This window comes from Sphingomonas oleivorans (assembly GCF_003050615.1).
Lineage (GTDB): Bacteria > Pseudomonadota > Alphaproteobacteria > Sphingomonadales > Sphingomonadaceae > Sphingomonas_H > Sphingomonas_H oleivorans.
In genome coordinates, this window is the sequence record NZ_NWBU01000005.1 from 342939 (window position 1) to 364030 (window position 21092).

Below are 21092 nucleotides of genomic sequence, written 5' to 3' on the forward strand. Positions count from 1 at the left end.
GCGCGCGCCCATGGAACGTCTGACGAGCGACCTTCCCCTGCCCGCATCGCTGCGCGGGGGCGTGATCGCGCTGGGCAATTTCGACGGATTTCACCTCGGCCATCAGGCGGTGATCGGCCGTGCCGTAGCGCGGGCGCGGGAAATGGGCCGGCCGGCGATCGTCGCGAGCTTCGATCCCCATCCCGTCCGCTTCTTCCAGCCAGACGCGCCGCCCTTCCGCCTGACCACGATCGAGCAGCGCGCGCGCCTCTTCGCCGCCGCGGGCGCCGATGCGCTGCTCCTCTTCCGTTTCGACGAAAAGCTGGCGCGCATCTCCGCCGAGCAGTTCGTGGTGGAACGGCTGATCCGCGACGCGGGCGCCGCCCATGTCGTGACGGGCGAGGATTTCACCTTCGGCCGGGGCCGTTCCGGCACGATCGGGACGCTCGCAGCGCTCGGCCAGGCGCATGGCCTGTCGACCGAGGCGATCCCGCCCGTCAGCGACGCCATCGGCCCCATTTCCTCCAGCCGCATCCGCGCGGCGCTCCTCTCGGGCGATTGCGAGACGGCCACCAGCCTCCTCACCCGCCCCTTCGCGATCGAGGGCGTCGTCCAGCATGGCGACAAGCTCGGCCGCACTATCGGCTATCCCACCGCCAATCTGCCGCTCGACGATTATCTGCGGCCGGCCTATGGCATCTATGCGGTGCGCGGGCGGTTGCCCGGCGGGCGGATGGTGGAAGGCGCCGCCAATCTCGGCATCCGGCCGAGCTTCGACCCGCCCAAGGAACTGCTCGAGCCCCATTTCTTCGATTTCGAGGGAAGCCTTTACGGCGAGACCATCGAGGTCGAACTCATCTCCTTCCTGCGCCCCGAGGCCAAGTTCGACAGTCTGGATGCGCTTATCGCGCAGATCGACGCGGATTGCGCCGAGGCGCGCCGCCGCCTAAGGCCCGGATCCTGATGTCAGACGCACAAGATACCCCCGCCAAGCAGGATTGGCGCGATACCGTCTTCCTGCCCAAGACCGACTTTCCGATGAAGGCCGGCCTTGCCGCGAAGGAACCCGCGATCCTCGCCCGCTGGGCCGAGGACGATCTTTACGGCCGCCTCCGCGCCGCCCGCACCGGCAAGCCGCGCTTCATCCTCCATGATGGCCCGCCCTACGCCAATGGCGACATCCATATGGGCCATGCGATGAACAAGGTGCTGAAGGACATCATCGTCCGTTCGCAATCCCTGCTCGGCAAGGACGCGCCCTATGTTCCGGGCTGGGACTGCCATGGCCTGCCGATCGAATGGAAGGTCGAGGAGCAATATCGCGCGAAGAAGCTGAACAAGGATGAGGTCGATCCCGTCCAGTTCCGCGCCGAATGCCGCGCCTATGCCGAAAAATGGGTCGAGGTGCAGCGCGAGCAGTTCAAGCGGCTCGGCGTGATGGGCGATTGGGACGATCCCTATCTCACCATGAAATATGAGGCCGAGGCGACGATCGCGGCCGAGCTTCTGAAATTCGCCGAGACGGGCCAGCTCTATCGCGGCGCCAAGCCGGTGATGTGGTCCCCGGTCGAAAAGACCGCGCTCGCCGAAGCCGAAGTCGAATATGAGGACATCACCTCCACCCAGATCGACGTAGCGTTCGAGATCGTCGAAAGCCCGATCGCCGAGCTGGTCGGCGCGCATGCCGTCATCTGGACGACCACCCCCTGGACGATCCCGGTCAACCAGGCGATCGCCTATGGGCCGGAGCTGGACTATGCCCTCCTCCGTTCCGCCGATGGTCGCTCCATCCTGATCGCCGAAGAACTGGCCGCGCAGGTTCTCGCCCGACATGGCCGCGGCGGCGAGGATGAGATCGTCTGGCGTGGCAAGGGTTCCGATCTTGCCGGCACGATCGCGCGCCATCCGATGCATGAAAAGGGCGGCTTCTTCGCCAAGCCCCGCCCCTTCCTGCCCGGCGATTTCGTCACGACCGATGCCGGCACCGGCCTCGTCCATATGGCGCCCGACCATGGCGAGGACGATTTCCTGCTGTGCAAGGCGAACGGCGTCGAACCGGTCTTCGCAGTCGAAGGCGACGGCAAATATCGCGCCGACTGGGCGTGGCTCGGCGGCCAGGGATCGGTCATCAACCCGAAGTTCAACGCGCCCGACGGCCCGATCTGCTCGGATCTGCGCGAGGCGGGCGCGCTGCTCGCCGCGAGCGCGGACTATAAGCACAGCTATCCGCATAGCTGGCGCTCCAAGGCGAAGCTGATCTTCCGCGCGACGCCGCAATGGTTCATCCCGATGGACCGGCCGATCGCGCCGGGCCGCGCCACCAACGGCGCCACGCTGCGCGAGACGGCGCTCGATGCCATCGCGCAAACCCGCTGGGTGCCCGAAAAGTCGCGCAACCGCATCCATGCGATGGTCGAGGGTCGCCCCGACTGGGTGATCTCGCGCCAGCGCGCCTGGGGCGTGCCGATCGCGCTCTACGTCCATCGCCAGACGGGCGACTATCTGCGCGATCCGGCGGTCAATGCGCGCATCGTCGAGGCCTTCAAGACGGGCGGCGCGGATGCCTGGTTCACCGCCGATCATCAGGCGCTGCTCGGAACAGACTATAGCGCCGCCGATTATGAGCCCGTCACCGACATTCTCGACGTCTGGTTCGACAGCGGCTCGACCCATTCCTTCGTCGTCGAGGCGCGCTATGGCGAGGGCGTCCGCGCCAGCCTCTATATCGAAGGGTCCGACCAGCATCGCGGCTGGTTCCAGTCGTCGCTGCTCGAAAGCTCGGGCACGCGCGGCCGCGCGCCCTATGATGCGGTGCTCACTCACGGCTTCGCGCTCGACGGGCAGGGCCGGAAAATGTCCAAATCGATCGGCAATGTCGTCGATCCGCTCAAGATCATCAACGAGAGCGGCGCCGACATCCTCCGCCTGTGGGTCGCCTCGACCGACTATTTCGAGGATGTCCGCATCGGCAAGGAGATACTCTCCGGCACGTCGGATGCCTATCGCAAGCTCCGCAACACCTTCCGCTATCTGCTCGGCGCGCTCGACGGCTTTACCGAGGCCGAGCGTGTGACCGATCTGTCGCAGGCGCCCGAGCTCGAACGCTATGTCCTCCATCTGCTGGCGAAGCTGGATGCCGAGCTGCGCGCGGCGACCGAGGCATTCGAATTCACCCGCTATGTGAGCGCGCTGACGAGCTTCGCGAACAACGATCTGTCCGCCTTCTTCTTCGATATCCGCAAGGACAGCCTCTATTGCGACGCGGCGGACGATCCCAAGCGCCGCGCCTATCGCACCGTGCTCGACATACTGTTCCACGCGCTCGTCCGCTATGCGGCACCGATCCTCTGCTTCACCGCCGAGGAAGTGTGGGGCACGCGCTATCCGGACGGCGGCTCGATCCATCTCGAAACCTGGCCCGCGATCGATCCTTCCTGGGCGGACGAACGGCTCGCCGCGCAATGGACCGAGCTTCGTTCGCTGCGCGAGATCGTCAATGGCGAGATCGAGCCCAAGCGCCGCGCCAAGGAGATCGGATCGAGCAACGAGGCCAAGGTGACGATCGGTCTGCCCGACGGCCGCGATCCGCCGGGCGCTACCAGCCAGGAACTGGCGGAGCTGTTCATCGTCTCCGACGTCAGCCTCGAAACGACGCCGCGCGGCCCCGTCGCGGTCGTCCACAAGACCGGGCATCATAAATGCGGCCGCTGCTGGCGCCATCTGCCCGAAGTGGCGGAGGATGGCGCGCTCTGCAGCCGTTGCGAGGATGTCGTCAATGGCTGAGGCCGCCACCCGAACCCATCGCGTCGCCGGCCTCGCCGCCGCCGCGCTGGTGTTCGTCGCCGATCAGCTCAGCAAATGGATCGTCACCCATCCGCTCGACCTCAAGGCGCGCGGCATGATCGAGCTGCTGCCGATCTTCGATCTGCGCTGGGTCGAAAATTATGGCGTGTCGATGGGCTTCCTCACCGCAGACGGCGCACTCGGCCGATGGCTGCTCGTGGCGCTCACCGGGGTGATCGCGACCATCGTCGCCGTCTGGATGTGGCGCGAACGCCGGCGGCCCGATGCGATGGCGCTGGGGCTGGTGCTCGGCGGCGCGATCGGCAATATCCTCGATCGGGTGCGGTTCGGCCATGTGGTGGACTTCGCCGATCTTCATTTCGGGGAGTGGCACCCCTTTTTGGTCTTCAATGTCGCCGATGCGGCCATTAGCATCGGCGTCCTGCTGCTTGTCCTGCGCGCGCTGTTCGTGCGCGAAGGGCGTGCCCCCTCGGAGGATGTTCATGCGTAAGCTTCTTATCGTCTCGGCGACATCGGTCGCGATGTTGGCGCTGGCGGCCTGCGGTGGCGGGCGCCAGGGGGTTATGGGCCGTGCCGGGCCGGATGAATTCGCCGTCGCCCGCCGCGCCCCGCTGGTGATTCCCCCGGATTTCGCGCTCGTCCCGCCCAAGCCCGGCGCCCCCCGCCCGCAGGAGGCCGATTCGAGCACTCAGGCGCTCAGCGCCATGTTCGGCGGCCAGGCGCAGCGCAGCGCGGGCGAGAATGCGCTGATCGACCAGGCCGGCCGCGCCACCGATCCGGGCATCCGGTCCGAAGCGGGCGATTCGACGACCGACGTGGTCAACAAGGGCGCCGTCACCCGCGACATTTTGAACGCGCCGGCCTCGACCACGCCGGAAGCCAGCGCGACCACGCCGCAATAATCCGCTGCCGGCCCCGCCCCTCGCCCCGGCCGGTGGCTGCCCGATGCCGGTAAGCTAGGCCTTGGGCCCGCTCCTCCTGCGCAGGCTGCTGACCGCGCTGCCGACCCTGGCGGCGGTCATCATCCTCTCCTTCCTGCTGATGCGGGTCGCGCCGGGCGGGCCCTTCGATGGCGAGCGCGCGCTCGATCCGGCGACGCGCGCGGCGCTGATGCACGCTTATGGGCTCGATCTTCCGCTCCCTGAGCAGATCGGCCGCTATTTGTGGCGGCTGCTGCATGGCGATTTCGGCCCGTCGCTGGTCTATCGCGACTTCACCGTCACCGATCTCGTGGCGCAGGGCCTGCCCGTCTCGCTCCGGCTCGGCGGCTTCGCCCTGTTGCTCGCGCTGATCCTCGGCATCGCCATGGGCCTGTTTGCGGCGGCCCGGGCGGGTGGGCGGACGGATCATGCCCTCATGCTCGGTGCCACGCTGCTGACCGCGCTGCCGACCTTCGTCACCGGGCCGGTGCTGGTGCTGCTCCTTGGCCTGTGGGCGGGCTGGCTGCCGGTTTCGGGCTGGGGCGATGGCGATCCGGCGCATCTCGCTCTGCCGGTGCTGGCGCTCGCCCTGCCGGTCGCGGGCGCGATCGCCAAGCTCAGCCGCGCCGGCCTCGCCACCGCGCTCGGCCAGGATCATGTCCGCACCGCCCGGGCACGCGGCCTCGGCCCGGTAACGGTGCTGCTGCGCCATGCGCTGCGGCCCGCGCTGGTGCCGGTGGCGAGCTATGTCGGGCCGGCCGCGGCCGGGCTGCTGACGGGCGCGGTGGTAATCGAAACGCTGTTCGCGCTGCCCGGGCTCGGCCGCTATTTCGTGCAGGGCGCGCTCAACCGGGATTATCCGCTCGTTCTAGGCGTGGTGATCCTCTATGCGGGCCTGATCATCCTGTTCAACCTGATCGCCGACCTGCTTTATGGCTGGCTCGATCCCCGGATGCGCGGATGAAGCTGCCGCTCGCGATAATCGGTGCCATCCTGCTCGCCGCGCTGATCGGCCCGGCGCTGCTGCCCTGGAGCCATGACGCGATCGACTGGGGCGCGATCCGCGCCGCGCCGCTCTCCCCCGGCCACCTGCTCGGCACGGACAGCGTCGGCCGCGACCTGCTGGCGAGGACATTGGTGGGCACGCGCGTGACGCTGGCGGTAGCGGTCGCCGCAGCCTTGGTGGCGCTGCTGATCGGCGTCGCCTGGGGTGCCACCGCCGGCTGGGTCGGCGGGCGCGTGGACGAGGCGATGATGCGCGTGGTGGACGCGCTTTATGCGCTGCCCTTCATGTTCGTCGTGATCCTGCTGATGGTGCTGTTCGGCCGCTCGATCCTGCTCGTCTTCATCGGCATCGGCGTCGTCGAGTGGCTGACCATGGCGCGGGTGGTGCGCGGCCAGCTGATGGCGCTGAAGGAACGGCCGTTCGTGCTGGCGGCGGAGGCGGCGGGCGCGCGGCCCTTCGCGATCGTCGCGCGCCATCTGCTGCCCAATGTGGCGGGGGTGGCGATCGCCTATCTGCTGCTGACGGTGCCGCAGGTGGTGATGATCGAAAGCTTCCTCTCCTTCCTCGGCCTCGGCGTGCAGGAGCCGCTGACCTCGCTCGGCATACTCGTCAAGGAAGGCGCGGATGACATGGACGTGGCGGCGCATGCGCTGCTGCTGCCGGGGGGTGTGCTGGTGACGATCCTCATCTGCCTGACGATCGCGGGAGAGCGGCTGCGGGACCGTTTCTCGTGACGGCGGTCTATGAAGTCGAGAAGCTCGTTATCACCATAAGGGGGGTGACGGTGGCGCGCGATGTCGGATTCCGGATCCAGCAGGGCGAATGCGTCGCGCTGGCCGGCGCCTCCGGATCGGGCAAGAGCCAATGCTGTCTTGCCCCCTTCGGCCTGTCGCCCGGCGTGGCGAGCGGATCGGCGTGGCTGCTGGGCAAGGATCTCGTGGGGCTGGAGGAAAGGCGGCTGCGCGCGATACGCGGGCGCGACGTGGGCTTCGTCTTCCAGCAGCCGCTGACCGCGCTGACCCCGCATCTGACGATCGGCCGGCAGCTTTCCGAGGCGTGGCAGCAGGCGGGCGCCCCCCGCCCCACGCGCGCGGAGCTGGCGGAGGCGCTGGCGCGCGTGGGCCTCGACCGGCCCGGGGAAAGGCTGGAGCAGTTTCCCCACCGCCTGTCGGGCGGGCAGCGCCAGCGGGTGATGATCGCCGCCGCCATCGCGCACCGACCCAAGCTGCTGATCGCCGACGAGCCGACGACCGCGCTCGATGCCGCGATCCGCGCCGACATATTGGGTCTGCTCTCGCGCCTGCGCGCCGAGGAGGGGCTGGCGATGCTGCTGGTGAGCCACGATCTTGCGGCGCTGGCGGACCATGCCGACCAGGTGGTGGTGCTGAACGACGGCCGGGTCGAGGAAAGCGGCGATGCCCGCACGGTGATGGCGACCCCCAGCCGCCCCTATAGCCGGGCACTGATCGCCGCGAGCCCGCGGCTCGATTCCCCGCGCGCGCCGCTGCCGCCGGTGGGCGCGCCGCTCATCGAAGCGCGCGGCATCCACGTCTCCTTCCCCCGCCCCGGCTGGCGGCGCGGGCGGGTGGAGGCGGTGGCCGGGGCCGACATCCATGTGGCGGAAGGCGAAGCGCTGGCGCTGGTCGGCGGATCGGGATCGGGCAAGTCGACGCTCGCACGCGCCATCGCCCGGCTGGGCCCGATCGATCGCGGCGATGTGCGCTGGCGCGGCCGTCCCCTGCCCGCGCGACAGGCCATGCCGCCCGCCGCGCGCCGGGGCATCCAGCCCGTATTTCAGGACCCGGTGGCGAGCCTCGACCCGCGCTGGCGCGTGCGCGACATCATCGCCGAGCCGCTGCGTCATCTGCGCCCCGAGCTGGACGGTGCCCGCCGGGCCGCGCGCGTAGCGGCGGCGCTGGAGGAAGTGGGGCTCGATCCGGCGCTGGCCGATCGCCGCCCGGCGACGCTTTCGGGCGGGCAGGCGCAGCGTGTCGCCATCGCCCGCGCGCTCGTGTCCGATCCGGAGATGCTGCTGCTGGACGAAGCGACATCGGCGCTCGACGTGCTGGTGGCGGGCCGGGTGCTGGATCTGCTCGAGTCGCTCCAGCGCTCGCGCCGGCTGGCGCTGCTGTTCATCACCCATGATCTGGCGGTGGCGCGCCGCCTGTGCCACCGCATCGCCGTTCTCGATCAAGGCAAGATCGTCGAGGAAGGGCCGGCCGAACGGCTGATCACGGCGCCCGCGCATGCGGCGACCCGCAAGCTGGTCGCCGCGAGCCACTGATCCGCCGATGACCGGCGGCCCCGCCCCGGGCGCCAAAACGGACCGATCTACAGGGCAAAGCCGCCGGTCGACACACTTAAGGGCTCGAACCGATAGGCCGCACGGATCCTGCTTGCTACCACAGCAATCGAATGTCGCGCCCCGATCCGGACGCGTAATGCAGAATAGCCCGGCGTGCCGAACAGTCGTCGTATCGGCATTTCGGGTCGCTTCGGGCCCATATCCGAAATGACATTGGGGGTCATTGGAGCATGGATATGGCAATTAATATAGGTCAGCCATGTTCCCCAATGGGTCCATTGCACATCGTCCGCCCTCTTTCCGGAAACTGTCGCGGCGTGGGGGCGGACATGGCCTGACCCTTGCCCCTGTCTCCTTCATAATGGCGGCATCGCTGCTGCTATCCGCCTGCGCCGCGAACAGGACAGCCGAGCCGTTGCGCGACGGCGGGATCGTCCTGCCGCCGCGGGGCTGGATGGATTATTGCCGCCGCAACGCCTCCGATCCGTCCTGCAAGGCCGTCCGGCTCGACGCGAAGCGCTGGCGACAGTTGGAGCAGGCCCAGCGCGAAACACGCCGCATCCCCCGGCGGAGCGATCGATCCGATCATTGGGAAGTCGCCAGGGGCAATGGCGCCGATTGCGAAGATATAGCGCTTGCGGCGCGCGAAAGGCTGCACGCCGAGGGCTGGCCGCTTTCATCGCTCCGCCTCGCAACCGCCTGGACCGAACGGGGCGACTATCATGTCGTGCTGACCGTCGACGTGATCGAGCATGGCCGGCTGGCCACCTATGTGCTGGACAGCCGCTTCACCGGGATAGTGTCGTCCGACCGGCTCGAGCGGCTCGGCTATCGCTTCCATATGCGACAGGCATCGCGCGGCCCCCATTGGGTGGTCGTTACGGGCTGAACCGCAACCGCGCGCCGGCATGCTCCATGCACGGAAAAGCTTGGCGATTCATGGAGTCGGGAAGAGCAGACCTGCCTTTGGATGGATTTCACCCAAGCCCTGGACCGGGCAGCCCCGTCATGTCGAACAGCGGCATCGCCCCTGGAACCTCACAGGCCAGGCACGCAGCGACGCCTCAACTCCGCCGCTTCCACCACCGGCGGCTCCGATCCCGGATCCAATTGCCCCACCCGTCCCTGATCAAGGGGGCGCGACAATAGCGGCAGCGAGCCGTTGTCGAGGTGCCGATCTCGCGCACTGTCCGCCGGGACCTTTTATGGCGACCAAATAGGCAGAGTGGGATCATGGCTTTCCCTTCCCGCTCGTCCGGTCGGAAGTCGGGCGAGACCAGTCCGGAAGAGCTGATAGCGCGACCTTCCGGAATCACAATATGACCCAATCGTCAAATTCATTCTGGACCAGTTACGAGATAACTCCCTGGCTGCGCGCCGATCGTCCGACAGGAATAGGGGGCTGGCCATATTATTAACCATAATATGCGGTTGCGCATTGCCTGGAGCGCGGTTGGCGCTAGGAATCCACCCTATGGGGGACGATCGCCTGGATAAGCTTACGGATGGGCAACGCGCCTGCTTGCGCATGGTCTTTGCGCATATGTCCTCCAAGGAAATCGCACGCGAGCTCAAAATCTCCTCGCATACGGTCGATCAGCGCCTGAGGAGCGCGATGCAGCTGCTGAGCGTGGCGAGCCGCGTCGAGGCGGCCCGGCTGCTCGCCGCGCATGAAGGCGCCGGGGCATATCAATCGTCCGTATATCAACCACCATATATTGCTCCTGCCGCCGAGGAGCCCATGATCGGCCCGTCAGTCGATCAGGGGGCGGGGCAGCAGCTTACCGGCCAAAGCGACGCGGTGAAGGAAGAGCAGCTTGCCTATGAGGCAGCGCCAGCGCCGACGCCGCCGAAGCGAGGGTACATGCTGCCAATTCCCACAAGTGGGAGAAAGCGGAATGACCTAGATTGGAAGCGACGCCTGACCTGGATCGTCGCGATCGCGATGCTCTCGGCCCTGTCCTTCGGCATGTTGCTTGCCGGACTCGATGCGCTCTCGCGGCTCGTCTAGCTAGAGCGCCCCTCTTCCCAGACCAGACATAAGCACCGCGTCGGCGATCGCCGGCGCGCATGGAGACACGCATGCTCAGCAAACGCCGTGAAGCCGCCCAGCAAGTCGTAAATCATCTCATGGCCACCGAGGCCGCGATCGACCTCGCCCTTGTGCGCGCCGCGGAGCTGTTCGGTTCCCTTCCGACCGCACGCCTCCACGCCAATATCGCGGCTGAGGTCGGGCATGGCGCGATCGAGCAGATGACGGAAACGGTCGTCGCGCTCGTCCGCGCGCGTGGCCAGATCGTCGCGACCCACCGGGAGCTGGCGGAGACGAGGGACCAGATCGGACTGCGCACCGTCTCGTTCGGCGGCCTGGCGGAAAAGGCGGCGGCGCGTCCTTCGCATCTCGAGCTGGTCGAGCGCACGGCCGCCTGACCAGCCAGCCTGATCCGCGCCATTCTTGACCGGGTCGGTTCATTATGATCCGGTCAAGCCATGCTCATCAAGATCCTGCAGATCAGCTATCTCGTCTTTCTGACGCTCTGTGCGGGCTATGCGCTTCTGCGGGGCAGGCGTCCCGAGCGCATCGGCGCGACGATCATGATCATGGGATCGGTCCTGACCTGGGCCGCCGCCGCGGAACTGGCGTATCGTTGGCATTCGGTCGATCAGGGCATCTTCGCCGTCGATCTCGGGATGCTTGTTGCATTGCTCGCTCTTGCGTTGCGTAGCGAAAGATTTTGGCCGTTATGGGCAACGGGCTTTCACACCGTTGGATTGGTCACGCACAGCGCGATGATGGTGGATCCGGCGATAGTCCCCCGGGCCTATTCGCTGGCGCAGGGCTTCTGGGCCTATCCGGCGCTTCTCGCGCTGGCGATGGGGACGAGGATGAGCCGCAAGCTGCCGGATCGCTCTGCCGGGCACTTTTAGCCGGCCTGCTGGAGCCATTATATGCCGATAGGGCGCCCGGATTGGCAGGGCGATTGATCGGTCAGTTCGGCTCGCTTCCCTTGCTTCTCGCGGCGAGCCCCGACGCGCTCCGCGCGCGCATCCCCGAGACACCGATCGTCGACTATCTCATGCTGGTCCGCGCCACGCAGCTGCACGCGCTGCGGACGGAGATGCTGAGCGGCCCGATAGTCTCGACCTCCAAGGCGCTGATCGATTATCTTCATGGCAGCATGGCGCATGCTTCCGCCGAGCAGCTGCGGGTGCTTTACCTCAATTCGCATAATCGCCTGCTGCGCGACGAGGTGATGGGCCACGGCACCGTCGGGCAGGCGCCCATCTACCCGCGCGAGATCATCAAGCGCTCGCTCGAGCTCGGCGCGACCGCCCTCATATTGGTCCACAACCATCCCTCGGGCGATCCGCAGCCGAGCAAGGACGATATTCAGGCGACCGCGCGGGTCGCCGCGGTGGCCAAGGCGCTTGACATCGTCATCCACGATCACCTGATCATCGCCAGGTCCGGCCATGCCAGCTTCAGGGCCCTGGGGCTGCTATAGACTTCAGGGATGAAGGATCCTTCGCGCGTCATCGCCCTCTCGGCTGTTTGCTGCCGTGCGCAAAAGTCTTTGTGAATGGATGCGGACCTAAATCCAGCCGGGTGCCGTCCACGGCTGAGATCGCAAGCGACAGATGCGCTCCAGCCATGTTCAAGCCCAGCGCATCAAGTTCTGCCAGACAGCGGTTCATGTCGGTCAGCACGGCTGAAAGTCGCTCCGATTGCATGGCCGTCATTCTATCGATGTCCTCTCCCGCCATGAAATTTGACGCGAACCATATCATTCAGAGAGTAAGGAGCAACAACCCGGCTCGAACAAGAACCGACGGCGATCAAACTATCGCTGCCACGCAAGACGCGCGCGTACATCGGATTGTGCAGAAATGGCGGACGAACCGCAATGACCGCCTCCCAATTTCCCCCGCATGATCCGGTCAATGGTCTGAAAATCAGCTTGCCCGAACCCATTTTTTTGGATTTCGGGGCATGAAAAAGCCCCGGAAACCTTTTGGGTCTCCGGGGCTTAATTCTGGTGGGCGTGGCAAGGATTGAACTTGCGACCCCTGCGATGTCAACACAGTGCTCTACCACTGAGCTACACGCCCATGGCGGCGTCCCTAGCGGAGCATCCCGACCCGCGCAAGCCGCCTTTTTCCTTTTTCTTCAGAGTTCGGTCGCGGCTTCCACATCGAACAGGCGATTGACCTCACAAACCAGGTCGCGCAGGTGGAAGGGCTTGGACAGCACCTTGGCCTGGGGCGGCATGGCGCCGTTCTTCAGCGTGACCGCGGCAAAGCCGGTGATGAACATCACCCGCATCATGGGATCGAGCGCCGACGCGCGCTGGGCAAGCTCGATACCGTCCATTTCCGGCATCACGATATCGGTGAGCAGCAGATCATATCGATCCTGTTCGAGCAGCGGCAGCGCCGCCGTGCCCCGATCGACCGCCGTCACGGCATAGCCGACACGCGCCAAGGCGCGCGCCAGATATTCGCGCATCGAGTCATCATCCTCGGCCAGCAGGATCCGAATCATCATGTTCCCCAAATTGCAGCCGAGGCTGCCCATCCCCCTTCCCTTATGCGTCAAGCTCTTAATATTTTCCAGCATGGGCGGGGCCGGTTGCCACCATTGCGGGGCGTTCGATCGGCGCCCCTGTGGGCGGGACATCGCATAAGCCCGTCGTCACCCTGAACTTGTTTCAGGGTCCACCGAGAAGCCCGCACGGCGGTGCGGATGAGGCGTGGATGCCGAAACAAGTTCGGCATGACGCAGGGGTTAGGCAGAGACATGGATCCCTGCCTTCGCAGGGATGACGGGCTTGCGAAAGGATGACGCAACTGTTCAACTCGGATGAAAGCCGCGCTAGCAGGGATCCATGCAGGATGATCCGATCCCGTCCCATGCGCAGCTGGGCCCCGACCATGCCGCGACACCGCTCGTCATCGCCGTGCCCCATGCAGGGCGGGACTATCCCGCCGAGCTGCTTGCCGCCAGCCGCCTGCCCCGGTCCCGGCTGGAGGCGCTGGAGGACCGCTTCGCCGACCGGCTGATCGCGGGCGCGGTCGGGCTCGGCGCCATCGCCCTGGTCGCCCGGCGCGCGCGCGCCTGGATCGACCTCAACCGCGATCCGCGCGAGATCGATCCGGGAATGGTCGCGGCCGGCCATTCGCTTCCGGCCATCGCGACAGCCAGGATGCGCGGCGGGCTGGGCCTGCTGCCCCGGCGCATCGCCGGCGCGGGCGAGATCATGAACCGCAGGCTCGCCGAGGCCGAGGTCCGCCAGCGGATCGAGCAGGATCATGCGCCCTATCATCAGGCCATTGCGAGCGCACTGGCAGAAGCCCATGCGCGCCATGGCGTCGCGCTGCTGATCGACTGCCATTCCATGCCGTCGCTCGTGCCGGCGGGCGGCACAGGCGCGGCGCGGATCGTGCTGGGCGACCTTCATGGGCGGAGCGCGCATTCCTCCTTCATGGAGCGCGCCGAGGCGGTCGTGCGCGCGAACGGGCTGCCGCTGGCGCGCAACAGCCCCTATGCGGGCGGCCATACGCTCGACCGGCATGGCGCGCCCAAGCGCAACATCCATGCGATTCAGATCGAGGTCGATCGATCGCTCTATCTGATGGAGGATCTGCGCACGCCGAGCCAGGCCGGCATCAATCGCATGGCGGAGATGGTGACGGAGATCGCCCGCGCCCTGATCGACGAGGCATCGGCCCGCCCTGCGCTGGCAGCCGAATAGCTACATAAAAAACCACCTCGTGCGCGTCGCACGAGGTGGCCAAGGTTCAGGGAGGAAACGCGCCCGAGGGCGCGCTGATGCCAGGCCGAGAAAGGGGGGACACGGCCCCGGCACCGAGCTAGAAATAAGGTAGCTTACCCCTCGATTCAAGGCCGGACCCCAACTTTGTGCACCGTCCGGCCTGCATGGCGGGCGCCCCATCGCCGGCGCCCGCCCATAAGGGAATCAGGCCTGAAGCGGCGGCTGCACCTGCGGCGGAACGAGGCCAGCCTGCATCTGCCGGCCGAAGATGTTGCGGATCAGCGCCAGCGAGAAGAGATGCGCGAAGACCAGCGGAAGCAGCCCGGACTGGAGCAGCTTGCGGGCGACGTCGCCGCGCAGATCGCGCAGCTTCTGCTCGTCGACCATCTGGAAGCCGCGATAGACATAGGGCTGCGCCGCACCTTCCGGCTGGATCGCGACCTCGCCGTCGATCAGCAGCTTATTGTCCAGCAGATCCTTCATGAAGGCGGCGGTGCGCTGGCCGGCCTGCTCGAACTGCTCGCAGAAGCCGAGCACCGCCTTGGTGTGATCCGAAGGCTGGCCCTCGGCGAACAGCGCATCGCCCTGATCGAACGCGCCCAGCGCGCCCGCGCTCGGATCGAAGCAGAGCGAAAGCTCGTCGCTGTCCGGCCGGGTGCGCGCGAGCATATAGGGATAGCGACGGATATAGGCCGGCAGATAGACGTCGCTGTTGAGCTTGCCATCCTCGTCGACGAACACGTTGACGCCCTCGTTGAGGCCCATCAGCGCGAGCGGAACCGGGTTCGGCCCAGCCGAGAAGACGATCGGATAATGGCGCTGGGCATCGACGAACTCGTCCACCGTCAGCGGAATCGCATGCGCGCCCTTGAGGAAGGCGAGCGATTCGATCGGACGCGAGCGCCAGTCGAGATGCTGCTGCGTCGAGAGCGGGGCGAGATCGTTATAGAGCAGAGGCAGGGCGTTGGCCGGTGCAGCGCTAGCCATGGTAAAATCTCCCAAGCATTGCCGAAATTTCGGCCAGGATTTCGGATATGGTCCGCTGGCCACGGGCGCGCGGGCCGATCGGAGCAGGCGGTCTATTGGCCTTGCGCGTCCGGCGCAAGCGGGACCAGCTTGCCCGGATTCATGATCCCCAACGGATCGAGCGCGGCCTTGATCGCCCGGAGCGCCGCCAGCCGGGCGGGATCGGCGGTGCGGGCGAATTCGGCAAGCTTGGTCTGGCCGATGCCATGTTCGGCCGAGATGGAGCCGCCGGACGCCGTCGCCAGATCATGCACCAGCATGCTGACGGCCGCGCCATGTTCCGCCAGCCAGGCGGCATTTTCGGCGGCAAGCGGCGGGCGCACGTTGAAATGGACATTGCCGTCGCCGAGATGGCCGAAAGCGAGCACGCGCGCGCCGGGAAATGCCTCCTCCACCTCGTCGCGCGCCGAGCGGAGGAAATCGGGCATCAGCGAGACGGGCACGGACACGTCATGCTTGGCGGCGATGCCGTCGATCCGCTCGGCCTCGGACATGCTTTCGCGCAGCTTCCACAGCGCCTCGGCCTGCCCTTCCCCGGCGGCGATGGTGGCATCCTCGATCAGGCCCGATTCGATCGCATCGCCCAGCACCCGCTCCAGCGCATCGCGCGGATCGAGGCCGCCCTCGGGCGCCGTCGCCTCGACCAGCACATGCCAGGCATGGGGCTGCCCAAGCGGCGCGCGCACGCCCGGAATATGGCGTAGCACCAGCGCCAGCCCGTCGTCGGGCACGATCTCGAAGCTTTCGATCGCATCGCCCGTCGCCCGCTCGAGCCGGCGCAGCAAAGCGAGCGCGTCATGCGGCGTGGCGAGCCCGATCCAGGCCACCGCCCGCTGCGCGGCGGCCGGATAGAGGCGGAGGCTTGCCGCGGTGACGATGCCGAGCGTGCCTTCCGCGCCGGCGAAGAGCTGGCGCAGATCATAGCCGCGATTATCCTTGCGCAGCGCGGATATGCCGTCGAACAGCGCGCCATCGGGCAGCACCGCCTCGATCCCTAGCAGCAGCGAGCGCATCGTGCCGAAACGCAGCACCTGCACGCCCCCGGCATTTGTGGAAACGAGCCCGCCGATCGTGGCGGTGCCCTTGGCGCCGAGCGAAAGCGGGAAGCGGCGGCCGATCGCGGCGGCGGCATCGTGCAGGTCGCTCAGCACCACGCCCGCTTCGGCGACCGCGACGCCGTCCTGCTCCGAAATGCTGCGGATCGCGCGCATCCGGCGGAGCGAGAGGAGCAAAGCCGTGCCGGACGCGGACGGGGTCGCGCCCGCGACCATCGAGCTGTTGCCGCCCTGGGGCACGATCGCGACGCGCGCGTCGGCCGCCATGCGGACGATATCGACCACCTGGGCGGTGCTGGCGGGCGAGAGCAGCGCCGCCGCCTTGCCATGCACCCGGCCGCGCCAATCGGTGAGCCAGGGCTCCATATCGGCGGGATCGGTGGTGAAGCCGCGCGGGCCCAGCCTTTCGGCAAGGCGGGCCAGAAGCGCATCGTCCGGGGCTAGCAACGTCATGGCTCGCGATATAGCGGGCCCGATGCCGCCAAGCCAGTTCACAGGCCAGTTCATCCGCCGTTCAACCTCGCGCCATGATCGCGGAAGATGTCCATGAAAAGCGAGTCGTGACCGTCCCTGCCGTGCACAGCCTGATCGCATCCCTGCTCGTCGCCGTGACGGGAACCGCCGGAATGGCCGAGCGCGTCGATTATGCGCAGCTCACGATCCGCCAGCGCGTCGTCGTGCGCGTGCCCGCCGCACCGATGACGATTATCCCGCCCCGGATGCAATGGAAGGACAAGAAGGGCCCGCGCTGCGTGGCGATGGGCGACATTGCCGGCGCGGCGGTGATCGCGCCCAGATCGGTGGACCTGATCCTGCGCGGCGGCACGCGCCTCCGGGCGCAATTCGCCCGCTCCTGCCCCGCACTCGATTATTATAGCGGCTTCTATGTGCTGCCGACCGCGGACGGGCAGCTCTGCGCCGACCGCGATGCGGTGCGCGCGCGATCGGGCGGCGAATGCGAAATCGAGCGTTTCCGCATGCTCATGCCGGCCAAATAAGCATTTCTCGCCCGCCCGACTTGACAAATGCATGGCCTTGCGCCCAAGCGCGCAGGGCGAAAGCGGGCCCGGGATGGGCGCCGCTCCTTATCCGGATCGCCCATGACCTTTGCCGATCTCGGCCTTTCTGACGAACTGCTGCGTGCCGTAGCCGAATCCGGCTATACCGAGCCGACTCCCATTCAGGCGCAGGCGATCCCGCCCGTGCTGATGAACCGGGACCTGATCGGCATCGCCCAGACCGGCACCGGCAAGACGGCGAGCTTCGTGCTGCCGATGATCGACATCCTCGCCCACGGCCGCAGCCGCGCGCGCATGCCGCGCTCGCTGATCCTCGAGCCGACGCGCGAGCTGGCCGCCCAGGTGGCCGAGAATTTCGAGAAATACGGCAAATATCACAAGCTTTCGATGGCGCTGCTGATCGGCGGCGTGAATATGAGCGATCAGGTGGCCGCGCTCGAAAAGGGCGTCGACGTGCTGATCGCGACGCCGGGCCGGCTGATGGACCTGTTCGCGCGCGGCAAGATATTGCTGTCCGGCTGCTCGATCCTGGTGATCGACGAGGCGGACCGCATGCTCGACATGGGTTTCATCCCCGATATCGAGGAAATCTGCACCAAGCTTCCGCCGAACCGCCAGACCTTGCTCTTCTCCGCGACGATGCCGCCGCCGATCAAGAAGCTCTCGGATCGCTTCCTGTCCAACCCCAAGCAGATCGAGGTGGCGCGCCCCGCGACCGCCAACGCCTCGATCGAGCAGAGGCTGGTCGAGACGAGCGCGCGCGGCAAGCGCGAGACGCTGCGCCGGCTGCTGCGCGCGGACGATATGCGCACCGCGATCATCTTCTCCAACCGCAAGACGACCGTACGCGAGCTGACCGACTCGCTGCGTCGCCACGGCTTCCAGGCGGGCCAGATCCATGGCGACATGGAACAGCCCGAGCGGCTGAAGGAGCTCGACCGCTTCAAGAACGGGGAAATCAACATCCTCGTCGCCTCGGACGTCGCGGCGCGCGGGCTCGACATCAAGGGCGTGAGCCACGTCTTCAACCATGACGTGCCCTGGCATCCGGACGATTATGTCCACCGCATCGGCCGCACCGGCCGGGGCGGCGCCACGGGCAAGGCCTTCACGCTGGTGACGCCCGACGATGCCGAGGCGATCGAGGCGATCGAGAAGCTGACCGGCCAGACGATCGCGCGCCTGGCCAAGCCCGAACCGGCCAAGGCCGAGCCCGTCGAGCCCGAACCTGCTCAACCGAAGCCGGCCGAGGAGCGCCCCCGCCGCGAGCGCGCGCCCCGGCGCGGGGACAGGCCGCCGGCCGGACGCGGCGAAAAGGCGAAGGGCGCGACGCCTCGCCCTGAGCCGCGCCGCGAAATCCCGGCCGAGCCAGTGGATATGAACGGCTGGAACGGCCCGATCCCGTCCTTTCTGGACTATGGCTTCGGAACGCGCGGCAATAGCTGACCACCTGCGCGGCGGCTGACGGGCGGATGGCCGTCCTGCCTCCCGCGCTTGTCGATACGCTGTCGATGATGCCCCCCGGCGCTGGCCGGGCTGAAAGGCGAATGCCGGCTGATCGGCAGCGCCGCGATGGCGCTGCATGGTGCCGCCGCCGAGGTGGCGGATGTTCGACCTGCTGGTCGGCCATGACGATGCCCGGCGCCTGCTCGCCAGCGCCTGAACCAGCTTTTTTTTACTTTCCCCCTTGCGGAAAACCTCTTTTAAGGACATTCGATTGTAACAGGACCGTCGCAAAGACTGGCTGGAGAGAGAGATGCTGGCATATCGCGCCCCCGTGGTGACTAAAGAAATTATGGCGATTCGTGGACTCATGCTTGCCGTGCCGCTTGGCCTGGCATGCTGGGTGGCGCTTGCCGGTATGGCGATCGGGGTCGGGCAACTGATCTGACGCCGCCTCCGGATCGGGTCAGGGCGCCGGCTCAGGCCGGCGCCGTCCCCTCCGGAATATCAGCCAAGGCTTTGTTATTAGCGACTTTCGCGGTGACGAAGGCCGCAACTCCCATTAGGCGCGGCGATAGCGCGCGCGGAAATCATCGGCGAAGGCGGCAAGGCGCCCCTCCGCTATGGCCGCGCGCAGATCCTCCATCAGCCGCTGGTAGAACCAGAGATTATGCTCGGTCATCAGCATGGCGCCGAGCATCTCGCCTGATCGGACGAGATGGTGGAGATAGGCGCGGCTCCAGTTCGCGGTCGGCGAATCTGGCTCCAATGGCCGCTGATCCTCCGCGAATCGGGCGTTGCGGATGTTGAGCGGGCCTTCGCGGGTGAAGGCCTGGCCGTTGCGGCCCGAGCGCGTCGGCAGCACGCAATCGAACATGTCGATGCCGCGCTCCACCGCGCCGACGATATCGTCGGGCTTGCCGACGCCCATCAGATAGCGGGGCCGGTCCGCCGGCAGCATGTCCACGGCGAAATCGAGCACGCGGAACATCTCCTCCTGCCCCTCGCCCACCGCGAGCCCGCCGACCGCATAGCCATCGAAGCCGATCGCACGCAGCGCATCGGACGACTGGCGGCGCAGATCCTCTTCCATCGATCCCTGCTGGATGCCGAACAGCGCCGAACAGGCGGCATGATCCCCGCCCGCATCGAAGCCGTCGCGCGAGCGCTTCGCCCAGCGCATCGATCTTTCCATCGACTTGGCCGCCTTGTCGCGCGTGCAGGGATAAGCGGTGCATTCGTCGAACGCCATGACGATGTCCGATCCCAGCAGCCGCTGTATCTCCATCGAGCGTTCGGGGCTGAGCATGTGGCGCGAGCCGTCGAGATGGCTTTTGAAGGCCACGCCTTCCTCGCTCGTCTTGGTGAGCGCGGACAGCGACATCACCTGATAGCCGCCGCTGTCCGTCAGGATCGGTCGCTTCCACTGCATGAAGTCATGCAAGCCCCCGAGCCGCGCCACCCGCTCCGCGCCGGGGCGGAGCATGAGATGGTAAGTATTGCCGAGGATGATGTCCGCGCCCGTCGCGCGGACCTCGGCGGGCTTCATCGCCTTGACGGTGGCGGCGGTGCCCACGGGCATGAAGGCGGGCGTGCGGATGTCGCCGCGCTTCATGGAAACCACGCCGGTGCGGGCGCGGCCGTCGGTGGCGGAAATGGCGTAGGAAAAACGAGGACGATCGGTCATGCCGCGCGCTTAGGGCAGCAGCAGGCTCGCGTCACCATAGGAATAGAAACGATAGCCTGCCTGAATCGCATGGGCATAGGCCGCCTGCATCCGCTCGCGCCCCATCAATGCGGAAACGAGCATGAACAGGGTCGATCGCGGCAAATGGAAATTGGTCATCAGCCCGTCGATCGCGCGGAAGCGATAGCCCGGCGTGATGAAGATCGCCGTATCGCCCTCGAACGGCCGGATGATGCCATCCTCGCCGGTAGCGCTTTCGAGCAGGCGCAGGCTGGTGGTGCCGACCGCGATCAGCCGGCCGCCGGCCGCGCGGGCGGCATTGAGGCGATTGGCGGTGGCAGGATCGATGCGCCCCCATTCGGCGTGCATGCGATGATCCTCGGTATCCTCCGCCTTGACCGGAAGGAAGGTACCCGCGCCGACATGGAGGGTGAGCGTCGCATGGCCGATGCCGCGCGCCTCCAGCGCCGCCATCAGCCCGGGCGTGAAATGGAGCGCGGCGGTGGGGGCTGCGACCGCCCCTTCCTCGCGCGCGAACATCGTCTGATAATCCTCGGCATCGCGGGCATCGGCCGCGCGCTTGCCCGCGATATAGGGCGGCAGCGGCATGCGGCCGGCGCGCTCGAGCAGCAGCTCGACCGGCTCCTCGCCCTCGAAATCGAGGATGATCGAGCCGTCGGCGAGCCGCGCGCTGGCGATGGCGGAGACGCCCGCGCCGAATTCGATCCGATCGCCGTCGCGCACCCGCTTGGCGTTGCGGACGAAGGCGATCCAGCGGCGCGGCCCTTCGCGCTTGTGGAGCGTCGCCCCGATCCGCGCCTCGCCGCGCCGCCCTTCGAGCTGGGCGGGGATGACGCGCGTGTCGTTGAAGACCAGAATGTCGCCCGCGCGCAGCAGATCGGGCAGGTCGCGGACCCGGGCGTCCTCGATCTGATCGCCTTCGAGCAGCAGCAGGCGCGCGGCATCGCGCGGCTCGGCCGGGCGCAGCGCGATCCGCTCGGGCGGAAGATCGAAATCGAACAGGTCTACGCGCACGCGGGATCCCTTAGAGCCACTTCCGGCGGAATTGAACCG

General features: G+C 67.1%; 22 protein-coding genes and 1 tRNA gene. 16 read left to right on the top strand and 7 right to left on the bottom strand.

Annotation, left to right across the window (positions count from 1 at the left end; genetic code table 11):
- Positions 1-10: 10 nt before the first annotated feature.
- The 12 genes from CLG96_RS07050 (at position 11) to CLG96_RS07100 (ending at position 11520) form a co-directional block, all read left to right on the top strand.
- Positions 11-943, top strand: a complete 933-nt coding sequence (locus CLG96_RS07050) for a bifunctional riboflavin kinase/FAD synthetase (RefSeq protein WP_107967145.1) — start codon at positions 11-13, stop codon at positions 941-943.
- The gene (ileS, locus tag CLG96_RS07055) at positions 943-3762 is read left to right on the top strand and encodes an isoleucine--tRNA ligase (protein ID WP_107967146.1); all 2820 of its coding nucleotides are present in this window, start codon (positions 943-945) and stop codon (positions 3760-3762) included. Before CLG96_RS07050 ends, ileS begins: the two co-directional genes overlap by 1 nt.
- On the top strand, positions 3755-4273 hold the full coding sequence (gene lspA, locus CLG96_RS07060; protein ID WP_107967147.1) for a signal peptidase II: 519 nt from the start codon (positions 3755-3757) through the stop codon (positions 4271-4273). Before ileS ends, lspA begins: the two co-directional genes overlap by 8 nt.
- Entirely contained in the window at positions 4266-4685 is a 420-nt protein-coding gene (locus tag CLG96_RS07065) for a DUF3035 domain-containing protein (protein ID WP_107967288.1), read from the top strand. Before lspA ends, CLG96_RS07065 begins: the two co-directional genes overlap by 8 nt.
- 61 nt (positions 4686-4746) lie before the next feature.
- A complete protein-coding gene (locus CLG96_RS07070; protein WP_107967148.1) occupies positions 4747-5667 on the top strand; it encodes an ABC transporter permease in 921 nt (306 codons plus the stop codon).
- A complete protein-coding gene (locus CLG96_RS07075) occupies positions 5664-6443 on the top strand; it encodes an ABC transporter permease (protein ID WP_107967149.1) in 780 nt (259 codons plus the stop codon). The genes CLG96_RS07070 and CLG96_RS07075 overlap by 4 nt, the downstream gene beginning before the upstream one ends.
- The gene (nikE, locus tag CLG96_RS07080; protein ID WP_107967150.1) at positions 6440-7993 is read left to right on the top strand and encodes a nickel ABC transporter ATP-binding protein NikE; all 1554 of its coding nucleotides are present in this window, start codon (positions 6440-6442) and stop codon (positions 7991-7993) included. The genes CLG96_RS07075 and nikE overlap by 4 nt, the downstream gene beginning before the upstream one ends.
- A 382-nt stretch (positions 7994-8375) precedes the next feature.
- The gene (locus CLG96_RS07085; protein ID WP_165799571.1) at positions 8376-8903 is read left to right on the top strand and encodes a transglutaminase-like cysteine peptidase; all 528 of its coding nucleotides are present in this window, start codon (positions 8376-8378) and stop codon (positions 8901-8903) included.
- A gap of 585 nt (positions 8904-9488) precedes the next feature.
- Positions 9489-10025, top strand: coding sequence for a helix-turn-helix domain-containing protein (locus CLG96_RS07090; protein ID WP_107967152.1), 537 nt, complete (start codon positions 9489-9491; stop codon positions 10023-10025).
- Positions 10026-10096: 71 nt separating this feature from the next.
- On the top strand, positions 10097-10444 hold the full coding sequence (locus CLG96_RS07095) for a hypothetical protein (RefSeq protein ID WP_243395666.1): 348 nt from the start codon (positions 10097-10099) through the stop codon (positions 10442-10444).
- Between the two features lie 60 nt (positions 10445-10504).
- On the top strand, positions 10505-10942 hold the full coding sequence (locus tag CLG96_RS18690; RefSeq protein WP_165799573.1) for a hypothetical protein: 438 nt from the start codon (positions 10505-10507) through the stop codon (positions 10940-10942).
- 41 nt (positions 10943-10983) lie between these two features.
- On the top strand, positions 10984-11520 hold the full coding sequence (locus CLG96_RS07100; RefSeq protein ID WP_165799574.1) for a JAB domain-containing protein: 537 nt from the start codon (positions 10984-10986) through the stop codon (positions 11518-11520).
- 28 nt (positions 11521-11548) lie between these two features.
- Here the strand turns inward: CLG96_RS07100 and CLG96_RS07105 are convergent, their stop codons facing one another.
- The 3 genes from CLG96_RS07105 to cpdR all read right to left on the bottom strand — a co-directional run bounded on the left by CLG96_RS07105 (position 11549) and on the right by cpdR (position 12557).
- Positions 11549-11755, bottom strand: coding sequence for a hypothetical protein (locus tag CLG96_RS07105; RefSeq protein WP_133175372.1), 207 nt, complete (start codon positions 11753-11755; stop codon positions 11549-11551).
- Positions 11756-12049: 294 nt separating this feature from the next.
- Positions 12050-12124, bottom strand: a tRNA-Val gene (locus CLG96_RS07110).
- 58 nt (positions 12125-12182) lie between these two features.
- The gene (gene cpdR / locus CLG96_RS07115; protein WP_107967289.1) at positions 12183-12557 is read right to left on the bottom strand and encodes a cell cycle two-component system response regulator CpdR; all 375 of its coding nucleotides are present in this window, start codon (positions 12555-12557) and stop codon (positions 12183-12185) included.
- 343 nt (positions 12558-12900) lie between these two features.
- On the opposite strand from cpdR, the gene CLG96_RS07120 reads away from it, so the two are divergent.
- Complete coding sequence (locus tag CLG96_RS07120; RefSeq protein WP_107967156.1) at positions 12901-13767, top strand: N-formylglutamate amidohydrolase; 867 nt, start codon at positions 12901-12903, stop codon at positions 13765-13767.
- 225 nt (positions 13768-13992) lie between these two features.
- Here CLG96_RS07120 and CLG96_RS07125 read toward each other — a convergent pair whose 3' ends face one another.
- Together CLG96_RS07125 and CLG96_RS07130 are read right to left on the bottom strand one after the other, a co-directional pair.
- The gene (locus CLG96_RS07125; RefSeq protein ID WP_107967157.1) at positions 13993-14775 is read right to left on the bottom strand and encodes a SapC family protein; all 783 of its coding nucleotides are present in this window, start codon (positions 14773-14775) and stop codon (positions 13993-13995) included.
- A gap of 92 nt (positions 14776-14867) precedes the next feature.
- Positions 14868-16322, bottom strand: coding sequence for an FAD-binding oxidoreductase (locus tag CLG96_RS07130; RefSeq protein WP_107967290.1), 1455 nt, complete (start codon positions 16320-16322; stop codon positions 14868-14870).
- Between the two features lie 107 nt (positions 16323-16429).
- On the opposite strand from CLG96_RS07130, the gene CLG96_RS07135 reads away from it, so the two are divergent.
- The 3 genes from CLG96_RS07135 (at position 16430) to CLG96_RS19315 (ending at position 18779) form a co-directional block, all read left to right on the top strand.
- Complete coding sequence (locus tag CLG96_RS07135; protein ID WP_243395667.1) at positions 16430-16867, top strand: hypothetical protein; 438 nt, start codon at positions 16430-16432, stop codon at positions 16865-16867.
- A 102-nt stretch (positions 16868-16969) separates the two neighbouring features.
- Positions 16970-18334, top strand: coding sequence for a DEAD/DEAH box helicase (locus CLG96_RS07140; RefSeq protein WP_107967158.1), 1365 nt, complete (start codon positions 16970-16972; stop codon positions 18332-18334).
- Positions 18335-18644: 310 nt separating this feature from the next.
- Positions 18645-18779 carry a hypothetical protein gene (locus tag CLG96_RS19315; protein WP_279330566.1) on the top strand — a complete coding sequence of 45 codons (135 nt, stop codon included), beginning with the start codon at positions 18645-18647 and terminating at the stop codon, positions 18777-18779.
- A 114-nt stretch (positions 18780-18893) separates the two neighbouring features.
- On the opposite strand, the gene tgt is transcribed toward CLG96_RS19315, so the two are convergent.
- On the bottom strand, positions 18894-20018 hold the full coding sequence (gene tgt, locus CLG96_RS07145) for a tRNA guanosine(34) transglycosylase Tgt (protein WP_107967159.1): 1125 nt from the start codon (positions 20016-20018) through the stop codon (positions 18894-18896).
- A 9-nt stretch (positions 20019-20027) separates the two neighbouring features.
- A complete protein-coding gene (gene queA, locus CLG96_RS07150; RefSeq protein WP_107967160.1) occupies positions 20028-21053 on the bottom strand; it encodes a tRNA preQ1(34) S-adenosylmethionine ribosyltransferase-isomerase QueA in 1026 nt (341 codons plus the stop codon).
- Positions 21054-21092: the final 39 nt, after the last annotated feature.

Excerpts from the sequence above, each read along its gene's own strand:
- CLG96_RS07125 (WP_107967157.1), bottom strand. The coding sequence starts at position 14,775 with ATGGCTAGCGCTGCACCGGCCAACGCCCTGCCTCTGCTCTATAACGAT.
- lspA (WP_107967147.1), top strand. The coding sequence starts at position 3,755 with ATGGCTGAGGCCGCCACCCGAACCCATCGCGTCGCCGGCCTCGCCGCC.
- CLG96_RS07090 (WP_107967152.1), top strand. The coding sequence starts at position 9,489 with ATGGGGGACGATCGCCTGGATAAGCTTACGGATGGGCAACGCGCCTGC.
- CLG96_RS07120 (WP_107967156.1), top strand. The coding sequence starts at position 12,901 with ATGCAGGATGATCCGATCCCGTCCCATGCGCAGCTGGGCCCCGACCAT.
- CLG96_RS18690 (WP_165799573.1), top strand. The coding sequence starts at position 10,505 with ATGCTCATCAAGATCCTGCAGATCAGCTATCTCGTCTTTCTGACGCTC.
- CLG96_RS19315 (WP_279330566.1), top strand. The coding sequence starts at position 18,645 with ATGCTGGCATATCGCGCCCCCGTGGTGACTAAAGAAATTATGGCGATT.
- CLG96_RS07085 (WP_165799571.1), top strand. The coding sequence starts at position 8,376 with ATGGCGGCATCGCTGCTGCTATCCGCCTGCGCCGCGAACAGGACAGCC.
- CLG96_RS07095 (WP_243395666.1), top strand. The coding sequence starts at position 10,097 with ATGCTCAGCAAACGCCGTGAAGCCGCCCAGCAAGTCGTAAATCATCTC.
- CLG96_RS07075 (WP_107967149.1), top strand. The coding sequence starts at position 5,664 with ATGAAGCTGCCGCTCGCGATAATCGGTGCCATCCTGCTCGCCGCGCTG.
- CLG96_RS07130 (WP_107967290.1), bottom strand. The coding sequence starts at position 16,322 with ATGACGTTGCTAGCCCCGGACGATGCGCTTCTGGCCCGCCTTGCCGAA.
- CLG96_RS07140 (WP_107967158.1), top strand. The coding sequence starts at position 16,970 with ATGACCTTTGCCGATCTCGGCCTTTCTGACGAACTGCTGCGTGCCGTA.
- CLG96_RS07105 (WP_133175372.1), bottom strand. The coding sequence starts at position 11,755 with ATGACGGCCATGCAATCGGAGCGACTTTCAGCCGTGCTGACCGACATG.
- CLG96_RS07050 (WP_107967145.1), top strand. The coding sequence starts at position 11 with ATGGAACGTCTGACGAGCGACCTTCCCCTGCCCGCATCGCTGCGCGGG.
- tgt (WP_107967159.1), bottom strand. The coding sequence starts at position 20,018 with ATGACCGATCGTCCTCGTTTTTCCTACGCCATTTCCGCCACCGACGGC.
- cpdR (WP_107967289.1), bottom strand. The coding sequence starts at position 12,557 with ATGATTCGGATCCTGCTGGCCGAGGATGATGACTCGATGCGCGAATAT.
- ileS (WP_107967146.1), top strand. The coding sequence starts at position 943 with ATGTCAGACGCACAAGATACCCCCGCCAAGCAGGATTGGCGCGATACC.
- CLG96_RS07065 (WP_107967288.1), top strand. The coding sequence starts at position 4,266 with ATGCGTAAGCTTCTTATCGTCTCGGCGACATCGGTCGCGATGTTGGCG.